This window comes from Martelella radicis (assembly GCF_014196625.1).
Classification (GTDB): domain Bacteria; phylum Pseudomonadota; class Alphaproteobacteria; order Rhizobiales; family Rhizobiaceae; genus Martelella; species Martelella radicis.
On sequence record NZ_JACIDZ010000001.1, the window covers coordinates 119,587 to 136,773 of the forward strand.

At 59.5% G+C, this 17,187-nt stretch carries 17 protein-coding genes; 6 read left to right on the plus strand and 11 right to left on the minus strand.

Translation table 11 applies throughout. From position 1 onward, the window contains the following. Window positions 1-17: 17 nt before the first annotated feature. Window positions 18-356 carry a hypothetical protein gene (locus GGR30_RS00575; protein ID WP_183481097.1) on the plus strand — a complete coding sequence of 113 codons (339 nt, stop codon included), beginning with the start codon at window positions 18-20 and terminating at the stop codon, window positions 354-356. Here GGR30_RS00575 and GGR30_RS00580 read toward each other — a convergent pair. The 4 genes from GGR30_RS00580 to GGR30_RS00595 all read right to left on the minus strand — a co-directional run bounded on the left by GGR30_RS00580 (window position 353) and on the right by GGR30_RS00595 (window position 5,492). Further along, window positions 353-541: a hypothetical protein gene (locus GGR30_RS00580; RefSeq protein WP_183481100.1), complete on the minus strand. Its 189-nt coding sequence runs from the start codon at window positions 539-541 to the stop codon at window positions 353-355. The genes GGR30_RS00575 and GGR30_RS00580 overlap by 4 nt on opposite strands. Further along, complete coding sequence (locus GGR30_RS00585) at window positions 538-2,301, minus strand: phage terminase large subunit family protein (protein WP_183481102.1); 1,764 nt, start codon at window positions 2,299-2,301, stop codon at window positions 538-540. The genes GGR30_RS00580 and GGR30_RS00585 overlap by 4 nt, the downstream gene beginning before the upstream one ends. Beyond that, entirely contained in the window at window positions 2,288-2,818 is a 531-nt protein-coding gene (locus tag GGR30_RS00590) for a terminase small subunit (protein WP_183481105.1), read from the minus strand. Before GGR30_RS00590 ends, GGR30_RS00585 begins: the two co-directional genes overlap by 14 nt. Window positions 2,819-3,107: 289 nt before the next feature. Further along, window positions 3,108-5,492 (minus strand): phage/plasmid primase, P4 family, encoded by a 2,385-nt coding sequence (locus GGR30_RS00595; protein WP_183481110.1) that lies wholly within the window; start codon window positions 5,490-5,492, stop codon window positions 3,108-3,110. A 633-nt stretch (window positions 5,493-6,125) separates the two neighbouring features. Between GGR30_RS00595 and GGR30_RS00600 the strand changes: the two genes are divergently transcribed. Further along, the gene (locus GGR30_RS00600) at window positions 6,126-7,124 is read left to right on the plus strand and encodes a hypothetical protein (RefSeq protein ID WP_183481113.1); all 999 of its coding nucleotides are present in this window, start codon (window positions 6,126-6,128) and stop codon (window positions 7,122-7,124) included. 68 nt (window positions 7,125-7,192) lie between these two features. Here the strand turns inward: GGR30_RS00600 and GGR30_RS00605 are convergent, their stop codons facing one another. The 7 genes from GGR30_RS00605 to GGR30_RS00635 form a co-directional block, all read right to left on the minus strand. After that, window positions 7,193-7,372: a hypothetical protein gene (locus GGR30_RS00605; protein ID WP_183481116.1), complete on the minus strand. Its 180-nt coding sequence runs from the start codon at window positions 7,370-7,372 to the stop codon at window positions 7,193-7,195. 212 nt (window positions 7,373-7,584) lie between these two features. Beyond that, window positions 7,585-7,941, minus strand: a complete 357-nt coding sequence (locus GGR30_RS00610; protein WP_183481118.1) for a hypothetical protein — start codon at window positions 7,939-7,941, stop codon at window positions 7,585-7,587. Between the two features lie 2 nt (window positions 7,942-7,943). Next, window positions 7,944-8,258, minus strand: a complete 315-nt coding sequence (locus tag GGR30_RS23730; RefSeq protein ID WP_281378091.1) for a PAAR-like domain-containing protein — start codon at window positions 8,256-8,258, stop codon at window positions 7,944-7,946. 32 nt (window positions 8,259-8,290) lie between these two features. Beyond that, entirely contained in the window at window positions 8,291-9,271 is a 981-nt protein-coding gene (locus GGR30_RS00620) for a sugar-binding transcriptional regulator (RefSeq protein ID WP_183481122.1), read from the minus strand. A gap of 3 nt (window positions 9,272-9,274) precedes the next feature. Beyond that, window positions 9,275-9,940 carry a class II aldolase/adducin family protein gene (locus tag GGR30_RS00625; protein WP_183481125.1) on the minus strand — a complete coding sequence of 222 codons (666 nt, stop codon included), beginning with the start codon at window positions 9,938-9,940 and terminating at the stop codon, window positions 9,275-9,277. Continuing rightward, window positions 9,940-10,998 carry a zinc-binding dehydrogenase gene (locus tag GGR30_RS00630; RefSeq protein WP_183481130.1) on the minus strand — a complete coding sequence of 353 codons (1,059 nt, stop codon included), beginning with the start codon at window positions 10,996-10,998 and terminating at the stop codon, window positions 9,940-9,942. Before GGR30_RS00630 ends, GGR30_RS00625 begins: the two co-directional genes overlap by 1 nt. Beyond that, complete coding sequence (locus tag GGR30_RS00635) at window positions 10,995-12,512, minus strand: FGGY family carbohydrate kinase (RefSeq protein ID WP_183481133.1); 1,518 nt, start codon at window positions 12,510-12,512, stop codon at window positions 10,995-10,997. Before GGR30_RS00635 ends, GGR30_RS00630 begins: the two co-directional genes overlap by 4 nt. A gap of 110 nt (window positions 12,513-12,622) precedes the next feature. On the opposite strand from GGR30_RS00635, the gene GGR30_RS00640 reads away from it, so the two are divergent. From GGR30_RS00640 to GGR30_RS00655, 4 genes are all read left to right on the plus strand, one after another. Further along, on the plus strand, window positions 12,623-13,600 hold the full coding sequence (locus tag GGR30_RS00640; RefSeq protein WP_183481136.1) for a sugar ABC transporter substrate-binding protein: 978 nt from the start codon (window positions 12,623-12,625) through the stop codon (window positions 13,598-13,600). Between the two features lie 89 nt (window positions 13,601-13,689). Then, window positions 13,690-15,210 (plus strand): sugar ABC transporter ATP-binding protein, encoded by a 1,521-nt coding sequence (locus GGR30_RS00645; RefSeq protein WP_210287887.1) that lies wholly within the window; start codon window positions 13,690-13,692, stop codon window positions 15,208-15,210. Next, the gene (locus GGR30_RS00650) at window positions 15,203-16,180 is read left to right on the plus strand and encodes an ABC transporter permease (RefSeq protein WP_183481142.1); all 978 of its coding nucleotides are present in this window, start codon (window positions 15,203-15,205) and stop codon (window positions 16,178-16,180) included. The genes GGR30_RS00645 and GGR30_RS00650 overlap by 8 nt, the downstream gene beginning before the upstream one ends. Then, on the plus strand, window positions 16,180-17,154 hold the full coding sequence (locus GGR30_RS00655; protein ID WP_183481145.1) for an ABC transporter permease: 975 nt from the start codon (window positions 16,180-16,182) through the stop codon (window positions 17,152-17,154). Before GGR30_RS00650 ends, GGR30_RS00655 begins: the two co-directional genes overlap by 1 nt. The last annotated feature ends 33 nt before the right edge of the window (window positions 17,155-17,187 follow it).

Genomic DNA, 17,187 nt, shown 5'->3' on the forward strand with positions numbered 1-17,187 from the left:
GCCAAAGAGTAGTTTCCATGAATCTACAAATTGCTGCAAAACTTGCACGTGAAATGCAACCAAATCCCTTGTCACGGTCGCGGTTGCATGGGAACCTTTGCAACCAAACAACTCCCTACTTAAAGGAAAGCAAAATGGAAGAATTTACGGTTGGTGACCTCAGGCGTCATCTTAAGGTTTTCAGTGACGATACCGTTCTGGAAATTGCAGGAGGGCTCACGTTCTATCGACTCAAGCTCGTTGACGATAAGGTTGTATTCTTGGAATTTAATGAAGCGGAAGCCGAGTTGAGCCCTAAAGATCGAAAAAATATTCAAGTTGCATTCATGCGTATACCCGACATGGATGCCAGCTAACCTAAAGTGATGCCCATCGGCCCACTGCTGTTGTGCTTTTTTAGTTGACCGATCTTGACGGTTTTTTTGACCTTGCCGCCACCGCGCAAACACACCGCCTCACCATTCAGAATGGATGCCACCCGATACACATATGGGTCGTCTTTCAGCATGACCTCATCGCCAACTTTTATTTCTGCACTCATCGGCCCAACCAACTCGATCTGATTACACGTTCCGGTTTCTTCACTAAAGCTTGAGAAGACAACTCTTCAGCACGGCGGTCAAGGTTTAGGTTGATGAGAGACCTTGCGGCCCATGCGTAGACCGTCGCGTCAAGCGTTTCTGCCCGCTTGCCTTTCACTCGCTCGAAGCGCGGTTGCGGCACACCACGCACGTAACGCATGACACGGCGTTCACTTGTCAGTTGCTCAAAGAAGATGGGTTCCAAGTCCTGCGAGAAACGGACGCCTTCTTTGCGCTGTATGCGATTGAAGAGTTGAGCCTTAACTGCATCGACGCCAACAAGCCAAACCTGCTGACCGCGAGTTTTTGATTTAGCGAGAAACTGGCGCGAAAAGCCCGGAACACCTTTTGTACTCACGACACGCCTTCCGAAGCGGCTGCGCGTGAAACCGTGGACAATATCAGTATGGCCACCATCCCCGGAGTCTACCGCACAGGCATCTATGCCGATGGTGCCGCCGTTGGCGTGCTGCCAGCGTTCCCTCAAGAGGTCGTCCAGTTCCAGCCAAACAGCGTCACCATCAACAGGTCCATAGAATACACGGTGATTGAATACGAAAATTTCCGTCGCGCTATGCCCCATAACGACGCACTCGAGTCTATCGTCCTGCACATCGACGCCAACGGTAAGCAGCAGCACATCAGAAGGGAAAACTTCGAGCGAAAAGTGTTCGCGCCGACCGGTCAATTCGTGTTCGTCTAGGTCTTCGCCTTCGGTTTTCCACGGTTCGCCCAACACGAGGTTGACGAAAGACTGCAGCCCTTCAGGGGTTTTCTTTGCTTCCAGAAATTCCGCGGCCAGGGCCGACCAGCGGGCGTTAAAGTGGGGGCTGACAAGTGAATTGATACGAAAGCCAGCACGAGTCTTCACTTCAGGGCGCGTTGCCCGCCAGCGACCGTTTGCGACCATCTCGACCTTATGCTTTTCCGGGACAAGGCATCCGCAACAGGGACAACACCACTCGACGCCTTTGGCGAGGTTCTCAGGATCGAATCGAATGTCTTTCCAGAGAATTTCCGCAAAACCGTCACACTCCACACACCGCACCTCGAACACCCGTTGGTCCGAATTCGAATATAGTGTTGTGACAGGCCCGAAATCGAAAATCGGCGTGCCGCCAAAAATCAGTTTCCGGTCGCGATAAGTCTGGGTGCGCATCTTCAGAAGATCGAGCACCGAACCTTCATCTGTCGGCGGATACGCGTCAATTTCGTCGGCAATCGCCACCTTGCCCAACTTGCGGCGAAATGCGCGTGGGCTGGAAGCTGACAGGAATTCAAGAGTACCGCCGGGATAGATTCGCCGCATCATCGTCGATCGGCCGGATTCGTCGGCATCGTCCGAAATCAGACCGCGGAGAGTGGGGCTAGCCTCGAAAAGCGCTTCGGTGTCCACGGAGAAGGCGCGGCTGTCATCACTCGTCGGCTGGGTGACCAGAAGAGGTGCCGGATTAACTGCGACACAATGACCGATGTATCCGCTAAGCAGCGCCGTGAAGCCGATGCGGGCTGATTTCTGGATTACTATTTCAGAAACGTTTGGATCGTCCAGGGCGTCACATATGCCTCTCTGATAGGAGTACAATTTCATACGTCCGGGTGTTGCCGAAGCAGTCGACGGCAGGAACACATTCTCTTCAACCCAGTTCGCGAGCGGCATATCGGGCGGCGGGCGAAGGACTGCGAGTGCGTTAGCGCGGATCTGCTCAATCTTTCCCATCGGCGAGTCCTTCCAGACCGTTTTTAATTTCTGAGTTCAGGTCCGAAATATCGTTCGGCGTCAGGTGTGGGTGATCGGCGCCAAAACGTGACGGCACGGCAAGCATTGCTGCCCGAACATCTCGCAAAACTGCCTGCCATTCCCGCGTGACGGCCTCGACTTCGATCAGTTCGCCACGTAATGCGGCATTCTTCGTTTCCTCACGTTCTGCCTGAGCTTTCATCAGCCTGAGTTTTTCCGCCCGTAGATCGTCGCCACCGGCTGAAGGGCGACCAGCGCGTTCAGCGTGAAGACGTAATCGGGCAAGATAATTGTGGAGCGACTTCCAAAAGTCGTAACGGCCCGGTCGGGTTCGAATGCAAATACCGTCGCGAGCGAGCGTGCGAAGGCGGGCCGACGAAATTGCGAGGGCAGAGCACATTTCGCTTTCCGTCATTTCTGCCGTGATGGGACCAGATGTTTTTCCGTTATCTGGGATCTGGGGCACAAGGTCTCCAAACAGTTCATCATCGCTCATCGGGAAATCCCTTTCGAAAAAAGTCTGAAAAGATCGACAAGCCGCGGCTCAGAGTGCCCCGCGATGCCGCCCCGGCGGGAAGGACCCAGATGCCCAGATGTTGGACCAGACGTAATGCTATCCGGGTTCGTGCTTCCATGCGTGAGACAGCTGAAGTTCTCTAAGTCTTTGATTTTGTTACTTTGAGACAGGGTGAGACAGGGCTGCCGTATAAGCGCCTTACACACGCACGCACGCGTGAAAAGATTGTACGGAAAGGGTGTCTCGCCCTGTCTCACATCAAATGATTTCAATGGGTTAGGCATTTTTCATCTTTCATGCCTGTCTCAACTGTCGATGCGCCCAAATCGTCGAAATCATCAAATTGTTCGGGCTGAGGTGCTATGCGGATACCCGAATAACCACGAGCGCGCTTTGAACCTATGTTCTTTGCTGTCAGGAAGCCCCTCTCACGCATCCGCTGCGGGAAGTCGCTAAACCTGTTCCCCGGCTCCTCGCCATTCTGGCGCGCGTACCATGACCACGAGTCAAAGAGGTCTTCAGTCGTTGCGGCATAACGTGGTCCCGTTTCGCAGCGATCCACGAGCCAGTTGCTGAACAGGTCCATTTCGGCGAAATACTCATTGGTGGTTTCCACCATGACCGCAGGGCGGCAAAGCCCATGCTTCTGCCAGTCGAGGCAACCTTGAATCGCCCACGACAAAATCCCGGCGAACTCTGCTTCAAGAGAGGCTTTCAAGCCGTGATCTGCATGAGCGGGTTTGTGGTCGAACGGCATGACGTTGAAGCGCCGCTTTATCGCGCCATCCACATTCGCGAAGGCAGGCTTATTGTTCCCAATTACAACCAGTTTCAATTGCGGTTTGAACTCGAAATCATCCTGCCGCATGAAACGCGCTGTCATCACATCTCCACCCGTGAGCTGCTTTATCCTGTTTTCAGCCCATGCGCGGCCTGCCTCCGTTTCGGAAGCATAGGCCATACGGGCACCATGCAGGCGGGCGATTTCTGTGGAATGCCGTCCATGCTTTTGTGCTGTGATTGTCTCGGGATCGACCGCCGTCGCGTAGTCGCCCAACAGAGCGGCAATAGTGTTTATGGTGGTTGATTTTCCGCTGCCACCTATTCCATGCACGAAAAGTAGGGCTTCCTCGCGTGTGTCGCCGGTCAGGCTGTAGCCGAACCATTGTTGCAAAAAGCGGATTGCATCAGCATCCCCGCCGGTAGCGAATTCGAGGAATGCCAGCCAACGTGGGCAGTGTTTGGCGGGGTCAAAAGACTCAGATGGGATCGGGGCGGCGGCGGTGATTTTGGTGATCATGTCAGTTTGCCGCGCCTCGCGAAGCTCACCTGTGCGAAGATCGACCGTGCCACCCGGTGTGCCCAGCAACCAATGGTCAGAATCCCACGCATCAGCGGTGACGGCAAACGCACGGTCGGCTTGCGCAAACCTCTCGACAGCCGCAGATGTTGCTGCTTTTGCCAGTGCTTTCGCGGCGGAAGACTTCACGTCAGCTGCAGCGCGAGCGCGGCAGATTTCGCGCGCCCAGTTGAAGGCGAGTTTTGTTTCTTCTTTACGCCAATGTGAGCCGGTCCAGACATGCCAGCGCCCGGACGAATGGCAGAAGCGCAATCGATCGGCATGTGCCGCGGCGAAGGCGCGAGCGACTCCGTCTTCCGTCATCGGAAAACCGTCGATATCCTCGCCCATATCTTCGAATTCGTCTTCAAGGTCTATATCACCGCGCGTACGCTCCCATGCCCGCTTAACTTGCCGCATGTCGTTCGCCCAGTCCGCAAGGTCTGGATCTTCTGCTAAGTCCGAACGGAATTGTTCAAAGGTCTGACCGGCGCGCCGGCATTCACCTGCAAGCCGGAATGCGCGGCCTGAACGGCTTTCATCTCGCTTTTCTTTGTCGATGTCTGCCTCACCTTTGAAGCGCGGTCCAGCTTCCTCAATCAGCCAATTCAGCGTTGTTTTCGTGATCAAGGCCAACGTGTCGGCATGACCGGGTAAGGCCTGTTCGGTCACGGTGAAATATCGGTTTCCCAGATGCAGGGCGATTTCATGGTGTGAGCCGCGCGACCATGACTTTCCATGCTTTGTGCCCATAGCTTTCTGCAGGGCTTCCATATCGGCCGCCGCATATCGGAAGAAAACCTTCAGGCCAGTCTGCGAAGGGCTGACTTCGGTGTAGGAGCCGAACCGCTCGACAATTTCACTCGCCCAGCCAGTCAGGTCGCCGGTTGCCGGGTCGCGGCAGGAATCGAGATCAATGCCGCCCAGGCGGTTCTTCTTGTCGCCTCCCAGCATGAGGCCCACGCCGCCCTTCCGTCCGCCGGAAAGCAAGTCGAGTGCTAAGGTTTCGGCAGCAGCGCGAGAAAGCCAGGTTGCGGGGTCGTTGGCCCGTGCCATTTGTCGAGGCGTGGAATAGGGCACCTTAGTCGGCTTGCTATTGCGCTCTTCTTCCCGCCAAGCTACCCAGCGCGCCAGCTTCGCCAGCGGTGCAATCGCGGCTGGACCTTTGGGCGCTTTATGGTATTGTGTTTCTAGAAGTTGTTCAGCTTCTGTATGCTTTTCAAAGCCGTTGCGGGGTCCAGCCGCGACGGCTTTATTCGTTTCAGGGTCTGACGCCCCCATCAGATCGCCGAAGATGTTGTCTAGATTTTCCATTTGTGAGTCCTCTTTTGAGGCCCACAAAGGTTTGACGATTCATATGGAAAGCTAAAGAAAACAATGGAGTCAAAATCTCAGGTTTGACAGCGCAACTATTTGATTTCACTTGCATATGTCACTCCCTTCCTCTCCGCCATTGCTGTTTGCGCTTTGCCGTCCACCAACCCAAAGCGCATTGGCCCCGAGTTCGAACTTCGTTCTTCACTCCTCGCCAGTTTCCCTTAAGTGTTTGATGTCCTCAAAATCGTTGCCTGTTCAAAGGGTTGCGTGTAGCGTGGTACAATGATTTGGTACAGAGGGGCGCCAGGCGATGGGGAAGTGAATAGCCCCGGGAATTGTAGACACCTTCCTGCCTAAAAATGAGGTAAGAAGGTGTAGCGCGCAAAATCCGATGGCCAGACGCGCAACATCGAGTGGCATCATTTCTGACGGAGTACAGCTCAGATGTAGTGGCACAGAAAGAGCGCTCGTCAATAAGGCCCGCGCCTCCATGCGGACTCGGGCCGTCTGCTATCAATCCAGCATTGCTACCGGGTCGATTCAGCGCACTGAAGTTGGCTTCGGGGGCGATTCAGGGCATACCTTGGCTACTGGATAGCGTTCCTGAAGTTGGGGATGAGGGCGATCACGATGATGGCAATGTTCTACGCCAAGTCAGTTCACGACATACGGCGTTCAATTCTGATACTGTTGTTCTTCACATTTGCTGTTGTCGGCTACGGCATCGACGGCATCGATTTTAGGCAAGCGCTGGAAGCTATCGGTGTCCAAACAGACCGCCCTGTGACGCTGGATGGCGATCACCTTCGCTGGTTTATCGCGGGCTTGGCAATCTACCTGTATGTGCGGTTGGTCATGCTTGTTCCAACCGATTTGTATAAACTGACCAAAGAGCTTCCCGACCTGTTTGAGAGTGCCAAAGCGCACAAAAACAAAGTTGAAACCATAGCGAAGCGCGCAGAGACCGAAGGGCAAAAGATTAATGGAACGCTTACTGAAAAGAAATTCAAGGACAACGATGCCTATTATAATGACCTGAAAGGCCTTTTGTCGGGGCTTTCTACTAGCATAAACGACGTCGATGCAAGTTCCCACGAGTTTTGTAAATCTGCCGAGGCGCTAAGGCAGGAAATCAGCGCAATAGATTGGGACCGCCAACCGGATGAGATACAGCGATTGGAGGGACAACTCGCGGACGTGCGACATGTTGAAGAATTCAGGAATAGCCTAAAAGCGCGTCGTACTGAGCTTGATGGCCTTCAGCTTAAACTCGAAAGTCATTTTTTTATGGCAGCGGAAGAACTCAAGAACAAAAATGCTGATACAGAAAAAATCAGCTCTGCGATTGATTCATTTAATAGTGCTGCTGCCTCCCTTGCCCAAATCGGAAGCAGCGCCCTCAACGACTATCAGGCGTCAACGCGGTACGATCACTATATATTTGGTAGGTTCGTTCCTTGTGTCGCCATTTCGACTATAGCAACATTGCTGTTGTTGGGAGCGCCGCGCTACGAATGGCTTTGGTGGGGCATTCTCGGGACAACCAGCCTTTTACTGATCTACATTCTGTTCAAAGCTCCGTCGATGCATCCAATAGACAACCTCAAGAAAGTTCTTCGGTTTTTTTAAAAAAGCACCTCTTAATGCGATGATGCCGCTGCCAAAGCCCGCCCCAATCACAGGCGGGCTTTGTGGTTTCAATCCAGCGGCGTTACCCGGTTAACGGCTCGTGCCGCCGCCAGAAGCGAAGCCAATCGTTCGATGGTGGCGTCTACCGGGGCGAGTGCGCCGATGGCGCTGTTGCGGTGGCCCTGGTCGATTTCCTCGGCCGCGAGGTCGACCTGATTCATGATATCCTCGGGGTCGCGCTTGAGCATCTCAGTTTTCGAGCCACTTGTTGGCCCTGTAAACGCTACAGCGTCCCCGTCGATCTAACGCACCTGCCACGGGAAATCCCGATATTGCCGTTAAGGCTACGATGCCGGCAGTGCGGTAAGCAGGGCGAGTGGACAGTGATCCCGAAGTGCACCGAACCGATGCGGCCAAAATGACAGCCCGCCTCTTGAAGGCGGGCATGTCCCAATTTCATCTAAGGTTCAGATGTAGTGGGCAGCTTTGAGAGTTCGCCACGCATATGCCGCAGCCAAGCTGACCACTCCGTTACCGGCCGCGTCGGATCGGTCCAGCCGATCGGCCACCCCATGATCCAGTCCGAGAAATTCGGGTTGAAGGTCAGGATGCCGATCGAGGATCTCGGCCCAGCGTTCAAACTGATGTGGAGCGGGCGGGAATGCGGGAGGCAGAAAGCCTTTGTGGGTTTCGCCCCGAGTGCTTTCGTCAAAAGCCAGATCATCGTCCAGAGTCGTGCTGCCTTGCCCAGCGCGATTTGCGAGCCCGATTGCGTCGGGTCGTCTCGAAGCTTCAGGCCGTCGCGCGACAGCTCCATCTCTATTCTGTTGCAATAGAGGGATTGCCGCCCGCGTTGACCTTGGCGGAATGCGCCTTCGGCTGGCAGACGGAGCCGACCGTGCCGGATTTGGTGCCCTTGGCCGTTCCCGGCTCGTCGCCCGAACAGGTCGTGATCAGCGAGCCCATGGTGTGGACGCGCTTTCCCGTGGCGCGCACGGTTGACCTGCCGCTAAGCTTTCGTCCGGCTGCGACTGGAGGTCCGGCATTTTCTGATAAGCCAGATGGCGCGGTGGTAGCACCCGGCGGAAACGTGTAGCCTTCATCCTGCGTTTTTTCGAAGTTCGTTTTCGCCAACCCGCCGCTTTTCGGGGCGAAGGGCTCGAAGTTCAGTCCATCGCAAGAAGCGCGCTTGCCAGCGGCTCGTCGACGACGAGGTGGGTCACGAGACCGCCCTTGATCGCCGCGCGGGTCGCCTGCAGGCGGTCGGCGCCGCAGACGACGAGGAGGCGTTTTCGCGCCGTCTTGAGATTGTCGATGCTCGCGGCGATGATCCGGTCCTGGGGTTCGAGCGGCATGTCGTTGCCGTCGGCGTCGATGTAGCGACAGCAGTAGATGCCGACGCAGCCCGCCTGCCGAGCAGAGCGCAGTGCGGAAGGCGTCGCCATGCCCGCTGTGACCAGATGGGTATCGTCGGCGACATTGCCGACAGAGGCGATCGTGAGGTCGAGGTCGGCGAGGCGGGCAAGCTGCGTCCTGATCGTGGGTTCGCTGCGAAAGGCCTCGGCCAGAGCCACGGTCGAGACGATTCCCGGCGCATGCAGGGTGAAACAGTCTGCGCCGAGCTTGTTGGCGACCTCGATGGCGCAGATCTCGGAGGCCGGAACACGATCGGAATCCTTTGAGCCGATCAGCTGGCACACCTCGATATCGCTCATCGGGGCGCGCGGCATGGCTTTCGCCATGGCCGCGATCGTCTCGCCCCAGGCGACGCCGATCCTGTCGCCGGTTTCGGCGATATCGAGCACCGCCATGGCGGCGACGCGAGCGACCAGAGGCAGGTTTTCCGCCCGTCCGCCGGCAGACGGCGCGGCTTCGCCGCTTGCCACATAGACATCCTCAAGGCCGTAGCGGGCGCAGAGATCACGCGACAGCGTCGAGGCGGCGAGGAGCGCGCCGTCGACCTGAATTTCGACGATGCCCTTTTCGCGACATTCGCGCAGCATGTTGACGACGGTTGCCCGCGAAATCTTGAAACGCCGGGCGATCTCGCCCTGCGTCAGGCCCTCGCCGTAATAGAGAAGGGCGACATTGGAAAGGAGCGCATCCTTTTCCCCGCCTGCCGAAGTATGACGCTGCGCGTGTTTCATGAGCTAGCTGCTGACGTCCTTGTTTCCCGATTGCCCGTAGTTCTTTCGGAGCCAGTTATAGCAGCGGGCCTGCTCTTCGGCAGACAATTCTTCAACGCCGCCGCGCAGCAGGGCAAAATGCGTGGTTTTCGCCGCCTCCTCCAGATACATGGCAATGGACGTGGCCTCTTTTGCAGAGGTTCCCATGGTGAACACGCCATGCGCCTTGACGAGCGCCGCCCAGCCGCCGTCCGCCGCTTCAACCACAGCGCGGCCGGTATCGACCTCGCCCGGCGTCGCATAGCGCGAGCAGGGCACGTCCCGGCCGATCATGTGGGTGATCGGGGTAAGCACGGCGGGGATCCGCTCGCCGCGCGCGGCAAAGCTTGTTGCATAAGGCGAGTGGGTGTGGGCGATGCCGAAGACATCGTCGCGGTGGCGGTAGATATAGAGATGGACGCCGGTGTCGACCGAGGGTTTCATGTGGCCTTCGACGATATTGCCGTCGAGATCAACCACCACCATGGTCTCCGGCGTCAGTTTGGCGAACTTGACGCCCGACGGCTTGATCACGACGAGGCCCGTTTCCGGGTCGCGTCCCGAGACATTGCCGCCCGAGCCGACGACGAGACCGGCAGCGGGGAGTTCGTGGTTCTGTTCGCAGACGATTTGCTTGAGGTCTTCCAGCATCAGGCTGCCTCCTTGCCCGGTATCCCGTGGGGGTAGACGACAATCTTGAGCGACTTCTCCGCCTCGACCAGCATGCGGAAGGCTTCCGCACTGTCTTCAATGCCAAAGCGGTGCGAGATCGCGTCATCCGCCTTGATCCGGCCGGCTTCCAGCAGGCGGATATAGCTGTAGGTGTCGCGGTGGTCGGAGGAGTAGCGCGAAGTGACGGTGATCTGGTCGAAATAGGCCTTGTGGCCGTCCTGCACCCAGTCGGTTCCGGGCGGCAGCGGCGCGCCGAGATGCAGGCATCCGCCCGGCTCGACCAGCGCCATCGCCTGTTCCCAGGCGGACGGGAAGGGAGCGATGACGATCACGGTGTCCGCGAGCCGGCCATTGTTGAGTGCGCGCATTTCGGCAACCGCATCGGCCGTCTTCGGGTTGATCGTGTGGGTCGCGCCGAAGAACCGCGCCTTTTCCAGCCGCCATTCGGAAAAATCGAGCGAGACGACCTTGCCCGCGCCGAAAAGCGGCGCCATGTGGACGAAGCCTTGGCCCATGAATCCGGCCCCGACAACAGCCACAGTGTCGCCCGGCTGGATATTGCAGACCTTCAGCCCGGAAAGCACGCAGGACCAGGGCTCGATCGTCGTCGCCGCCTCGTTGGAAATGCTGTCGGGAAGCTTGTGGGCATCCATGGCCAGATGCTGCGCCGTGACCCGGTAATATTCGCAGACCCCGCCCGGATCGAGTTTCATCGTCGAATAGAACGGATCGCGGGTGAAGTGGCCGCGCAGCGACCAGTGGGAATTCACCCGGCCGACATGATGATTGACGAACAGACGGTCGCCGGGCCTGTAGTCGGTGACGCCTTCGCCGACCTTCACCACTTCGCCGACGGGCTCGTGGCCGAGGACCTTGGGCTGTGCCTTCTTGTACCATGCCATGGTCTCGCCGCCGCACAAGCCGCAAGCCAGCGTCTTCAGGAGAACCTCGCCGGGGCCGATCTCGGGAACGGGCCTGTCTTCCAGCCGGATGTCGTCAAGGGCGTGGTAGACGGCCGCTCGCATCATTGCGTTCATGGGTTCTCCTCCTTCAGGCTGTTGAGGGCGGTCTGAAGGGTGCGCATGGCTGACGAGATCAGCGCGTAGCGGCGATAGACCGCGCAATAGTGTTCGTGAATTTCGGGCCGGGCGCGATAGACGGTGGGCGTCTCCTCGCGCTTCGAAAGGGCAATCGCGTCGCCGAGGCCGGCGGCCGCGGCGCCCAGGCAGGCAGCGCCCCACAGGCCCTGGTCGGAGGCCGGCGAAACCTCGATGTCCTGGCCGATCACATCGGCGATGATCTGGCACCAGACCGGGTTTTTCGATCCGCCGCCGGTCAGTTGCACCGGCGCCGGGGGCAGGCCGTCTTCCGCCTCGAAACAATGGCGAAGGCTCATCGCCGTGCCTTCCATGACGGCGCGGCCCATCTCGGCCTTGGTCGTGTCGGCCTTGAGGCCGTGGAACTGGGCGCGGATGTCGGGCGAGACGAAGGGCGCGCGTTCGCCGTTCAGATAGGGCAGGAAGGTCACGCCATTGGCGCCGGGCGGCACATCCTCGACGAGCGCATTGAGCTTGCCGGCAATCTCGTCGGTCGACTCGCCGCCGAGGCTTTTTGGGTGAAGGGCGGTGAACCAGTCGAACGCGGCTGCACCGGTTGATGGCGCGAGAATGCGGATGATCGCCTCGCTCGTCGGATGCAGCGCCGATGCGCCGACCGGCTTTTCGGTCGGGGTCACATGATCGGTCAGGATATTGACCACGGCCGTCGTGCCGAGGATCATCATCGTCTGGCCCGGACGATCGAGCCCCATGCCAACGATCATGGCGGCAAGGTCGAGCGTACCGACGGAGACCGGCAGCCCGGCAGGAAGGCCTGTCTTCCGTGCGGCCTCCGGCGTCAATGTGCCGAGCTTTTCCGAGGCCTGTTTTGGGGCCGCAAGAATTGCGCCCAGATCATTGCATTCAAGCAGGTCGAGCTGGCGCGGGCCGTAGCTGCGGGTCTCGAAATCGATAAGGGGAATTGAGGCATTGGAGAAGTCGGTCGCGATCTGGCCGGTGAGCCGGAAGCCGACCCAGTCGGCGCAGGTGAAGGATGTCCTGGCGCATGCAGCAGCTTCGGGCCGGTTCCTGCGCAGCCAGCGCCACAGCATGGCCGAGGTGCCGGGCCACAGGTCGGTGTGGCAGCCAAGCCCTACGGCGGCCGTCGCGCCTCTTTGCGTCAGGGTCTCAAGATCGGCGGAGGCGCGGGTATCGTTCCACAGCATGGCATTGCCGCACGGCTTGCCGGCCTCATCCATCAGCCAGAGACCGTCACCCTGGGCGCAGACCCCGAGCGCGGCAAAGGAGGCGCCTTCGCATTTCTCCGACAATTCGCTGAGGCACTCCGTCGTCAGCGTCCAGATCGTTTCCATATCCTGTTCGGCATGGCCCGGCGCGGGGCGCGCTACCTTGTTGACGCGGGCAGCACTTGCCACGCATTTGCCCTCCGGCGTGTAGGCCGCGACCTTGATTGCGGTCGTGCCGACATCCAGTCCTATTCTCAGTTCAGTCACGCATGCTCCTCCATAGATTTCTACAATTGAAATATTTCTTGACTTTTGTAAAGCCAATTGTTTTTGTTCCCGGGACACTGCGGTGTCACGAAGTTCTAAGGGAGGAGAACATGAAAAAATTCGTCGCTGCGGCCCTCATGGCCGCTGCTGCAGGCCTGTACGCCATTCCGGCTGCGGCCCAGGAAGACGGTCTGTCGCTTGAAGGCAAGACCATCGGCGTCGCCGTCGTCGGCACCCAGCACTTCTGGGACCGCGAAGCCTTCAACGGCGCCACCACCACGGTCGAGGAACTTGGCGGCTCGGTCGTCCCGGTCGATGGCGGTCGTGACAACCAGGTCCACGCCGACAACCATGATGTGCTCTTGAACCGCGGCGTCGATGCCGTGATCTCGATCCTCGGCGACGGTGCCGTCGAGCCGAAGTTCGAGGCGCTGAAGAATGCCGGCATTCCCGTCTTCACCGTCGATCATCCCTCGCCCTATTCGGCCAATAACACGACGTCCGACAATTACACGATGGGCACGACCATCGGCCGTTACATGGCGGACGCAATCGGCGGCAAGGGCAAGGTCGCGGTCTTCAACGCCTTCGAGGAATCGCTGCGCATTTGCGGCATCCGCACCGGGCTTTGGAAATATGTGCTGCAGGACTATCCGGAGATCGAGATCATCCAGCCGGAACTGGCCGAGGAATTCGCCAATGCGCCGGAGGATGCGCGCCGCCAGACGCTCGATCTCTTAAGCCAGTATCCGGAAGGTTCGATCGACGCGATCCATGTCGGCTGCTGGGACCAGCCCGCCATCGGCATCGTGCAGGCGCTGGAGGAAACCGGCCGCACGGAGATCAAGGTCACCGCGCTTGACGGTGGACCCGAGACGCTGGAAATCATGGCCGAGGAGGGGAGCCCCTTCGTCGCCAATGTGGCCCAGCAGCCCTATCTGATCGGGGCGACATCGGCTGAAAACGTCGCGCGCTATTTCGCCGGCGAGGAGCTTCTGCCGCAGACCTATGTGGATGTCATGCCGGTAAACGGTCCGGAAGAGGCCCGGCAGGCCTATGAGGACCTGGGTTACGGCAGCCTGAACTAGACTGCCTTCTTGATCAGCGCGGCCGCCCGCAAACGCGTGGCGGCCGCCCCTGAGAAGGCAGCGCAAAGAACAATAATATGCGAGGCGAAATGTCCGATACTGCGTTTCGGCTGAAGGACATCGTCAAGGTTTTTCCCGGCGTCAAGGCGCTCGACGGCGCCAGTCTTGAAGTCCGGCCCGGCGAGGTTCACGGCCTTGTCGGCGAGAACGGCGCGGGAAAATCGACGATCATCAAGGTCCTGGCGGGCATCTACCAGCCCGAGGGCGGCACAATCGAGATCGGCGGAAACGTGCTCGATCCGGCGACCCCGGACAATGTGCATGCCGCCGGCGTCCGCTTCATCCATCAGGAACTGCATCTGGTTCCCCATTTCACGGTGACGGAATCCGTGTTCATGGGGCAGGAGATTGCCGGCCCGTTCGGCCTCGCACGGGGCGCCATGCGGCGCAAGGCCGAAACCTTCCTGCGCGATACGCTGGGCATCGAACTGCCCGGAAACCGGTTGATCCGCGATATCGGCCCGGCGGAGCGCAAGCTCGTGCAGGTCGCTCGCGCGTTGATCGACGGTCATGCGAAAGTCGTCGTCTTTGACGAGCCGACGGCCCCGCTTGCGAGCGAGGAGGTGCTGAAGGTGATGCATGCGATTGCCAGGCTGAAGAGCCAGGGGATCGCGATCCTTTACGTTTCGCACTATCTGAACGAGATCACCGAAGTCTGCGACCGGGTGACGGTCTTCCGACAGGGCCGGGATGTCGGCCTGTTCGAGACGGTGACGGACGATATCGCGCCGGAGTTGGTCTCCGCCATGATCGGGCGGGAGCTCTCCGCCTTCTTCCCGGACAATCGCCGCACCCCTGGCGAAATCGCGCTTCGTATCGAAGGTCTCGGCGACGGCCACGCCTTCGAGGGCATCGACCTTTCCGTGCGTCGCGGCGAGATCTTCGGCATAGCCGGTCTGATCGGCTCGGGGCGCGAGGAACTGGTCGACACGCTTTACGGGCTTCGCCGCGCCGAGGTCGGCACAGTCTCGCTTGACGGAAAGCCGATACAGTTGAAAACGGCGGCGCGGGCGGTCGAGCAGGGTTTCGTACTGGTGCCGCGCGATCGCCGCCATGACGGGCTGGTGCTGTCGATGACGGTTGAGGAAAACGCGACGCTGTCGACGCTCGACGAAAATGCCGCCTTCGGTCTTGTCGACAGGAAAAAGGCGCGGGCGAAGACCGAGGAACTGATCGGCGAACTCGATATCCGTCCGGCCAATCCCGTCGCCGTCACCCGTTTCTTAAGCGGCGGCAACCAGCAGAAGGTGGTTCTCGCCCGCTGGCTCGCCAAGGATGCGCGGGTCTTCATCTTCGACGAGCCGACTGTCGGCGTCGATGTCGGCGCGAAGGCGGAAATCTACCAGCTGATCGAACGGCTCGCCGAGGCCGGCGCGGTGGTTCTCATTTCCTCGTCCGATCCGGTGGAACTGGTCGGCGTCTGCGACCGCGTCGCGGTGATGATGCGCGGCGCCGTCAGCCGCACGATCGATCGCGAGGCGCTGCAGGTCGACCGCCTTGTTGCCGCAACCACGGGCGCGGACGAAAAACGGGAGGCTGCCCATGCTTAGCAGATCCATCGCCCGCCACCGGCTGATGGCGGAGCTTGTCGGCTTTCTGCCGCTGATCATCTTTCTGGCGCTTCTGACCTATGTGGGTCTCAACGCGCCCAATTTCATGACGCTGTTCAATCTGAAGCTGGTGTTGATGCAGAGCCTGCCGGTGGTCCTGTTGGTCACAGGCCTTTCGGCCGTGGTCATGGCCGGCGGCGATGACGTGGTTTCCGGCGGCATCGATCTTTCGATCCCGGCAACGGCCGTGCTGTGCGCCGGCATCACGGCTGTCCTTCTGGCTTCGGGCCTGTCGCCTTTCGTGGCATCGCTTGCCGCCCTTGCCGCAGCGCTTGCCGCCGGCGCGGTCAACGCCGTCTTGATTACACGTCTCAGGATGACGCCGCTCCTGACCACGCTTGCCATGTTCGTGGCGCTGGTCGGCATCAACAACATGGTGACGTCGCGGCGGCGCATCAACCTGACCGACGGTCATATCGGCCTCTTGCGCGAGGACTTTGTCTTTGGCATTCCGCTCGGCATCGTGATCGTCGCACTCGTCGTTCTCGTCGCCTACCACCTCCTGCACCGCACCCGCTGGGGGCTCAACCTTCAGGCCGCTGGCGGCAGCCGCGACGCGGCGGAGATTTCAGGGCTGAAGGTCGACCGGCTGGTTGCGCAGTCCTATCTGCTGGCCGCTTTTATGGGCTTTCTGACAGGTTTCTTCGTGCTGGCGCGCGGCAATGGCTATTCGCCGGGCGTGGAAAACAATCTCATGCTGGAAATGGTGCTGGCCAACTTCCTGGGGGCCGCCTTTTCGCCCCGCCGGGTGGTGACCATGTGGGGCGCGGTGCTCGGCGCGGTTCTGGTCGCCGCCATTTCGATCGGGCTGAAGACCATCGGCGTCAACGTCTTCTGGACCGACCTCGTCAAGGGCGCGCTGATCCTTGTGGTCGTGGCGCTGTCGGCAATTTCGCAAAGGGTGCAGTAATGGCAAGTGAAACCGCAGGCACGCCGCTCTGGCGCGATATCATCGTCCGGTTCGGGTTCCTCATCGTCTTTGCGCTTTTCGTTGTGTTCTTTGCCGCCTGGAACCCGGTTTTCGTCCAGGGCCAGAACCTGATGAACATCATCGAGGGCTCGGCGATCCTGATGATCATCGCGCTCGGCATGACGCTGATCGTGGCGACCGGCGGCATCGATCTGTCCGTGGGCATCGCGCTCGATTTCGGCGCCGCCTTCGCCATCGTTGCCATGAAGAGCTTTGGCATTCACTGGTTCGGCGCGGCCTGTATCGGCATTGCCGGCGGCGCTCTGGTCGGGCTGTTGAATGCGGCGCTGGTGGTCGGCCTGCGTATCTCTCCGTTTCTGGCGACGCTCGGCACTTTCTTCATCGGCTCCTCGGTGCAGCGTATTTTCACCAATGGCGGCGGGCCGATCTCCTATCGTCAGATGCCGGATGAGTTCCGAAACCTCGCGCTCGGCGATGTCTTCGGCGTCCCTTCCGAGGTGATCATCGCGCTGGTGCTCGCGGCGATCTATTTCTTCGTGCTGGAACGCTCCGTCTGGGGCCGGCGCATTCATGCCATGGGCATGCAGCGTTCGGCAGCCGTCGTTGCCGGCATCAAGGTCAACCGCATTCTGTTCCTGTGCTTCGTCCTGGCATCGGCAACCTGCGCGTTCGGCGGGCTGATCGCGGCGGCCAATATCCGCATGTTCACGCCGCTTTCGGGCTTTGCCTATCTGCTCGATGCCATTGCCGCCGTCTTCATCGGCGCCGCCCTTCATCCGCGCGGACGGCCGAATGTGCCGGGCACGGTGGCGGGCGTGCTGTTCCTCGGCGTGGTCACCAACGGGTTGAACCTGATGGGGCTGAACTTCAACACCAAGGACGCGCTGTCCGGCATCATTCTGGTTGCAGCGCTCGCGCTGGCCGTCGCCCAGCGCAACATGCGCAAGAGTTGAGACCGCGGCGGCCCCGCTCAGGCGGGGCTCAGC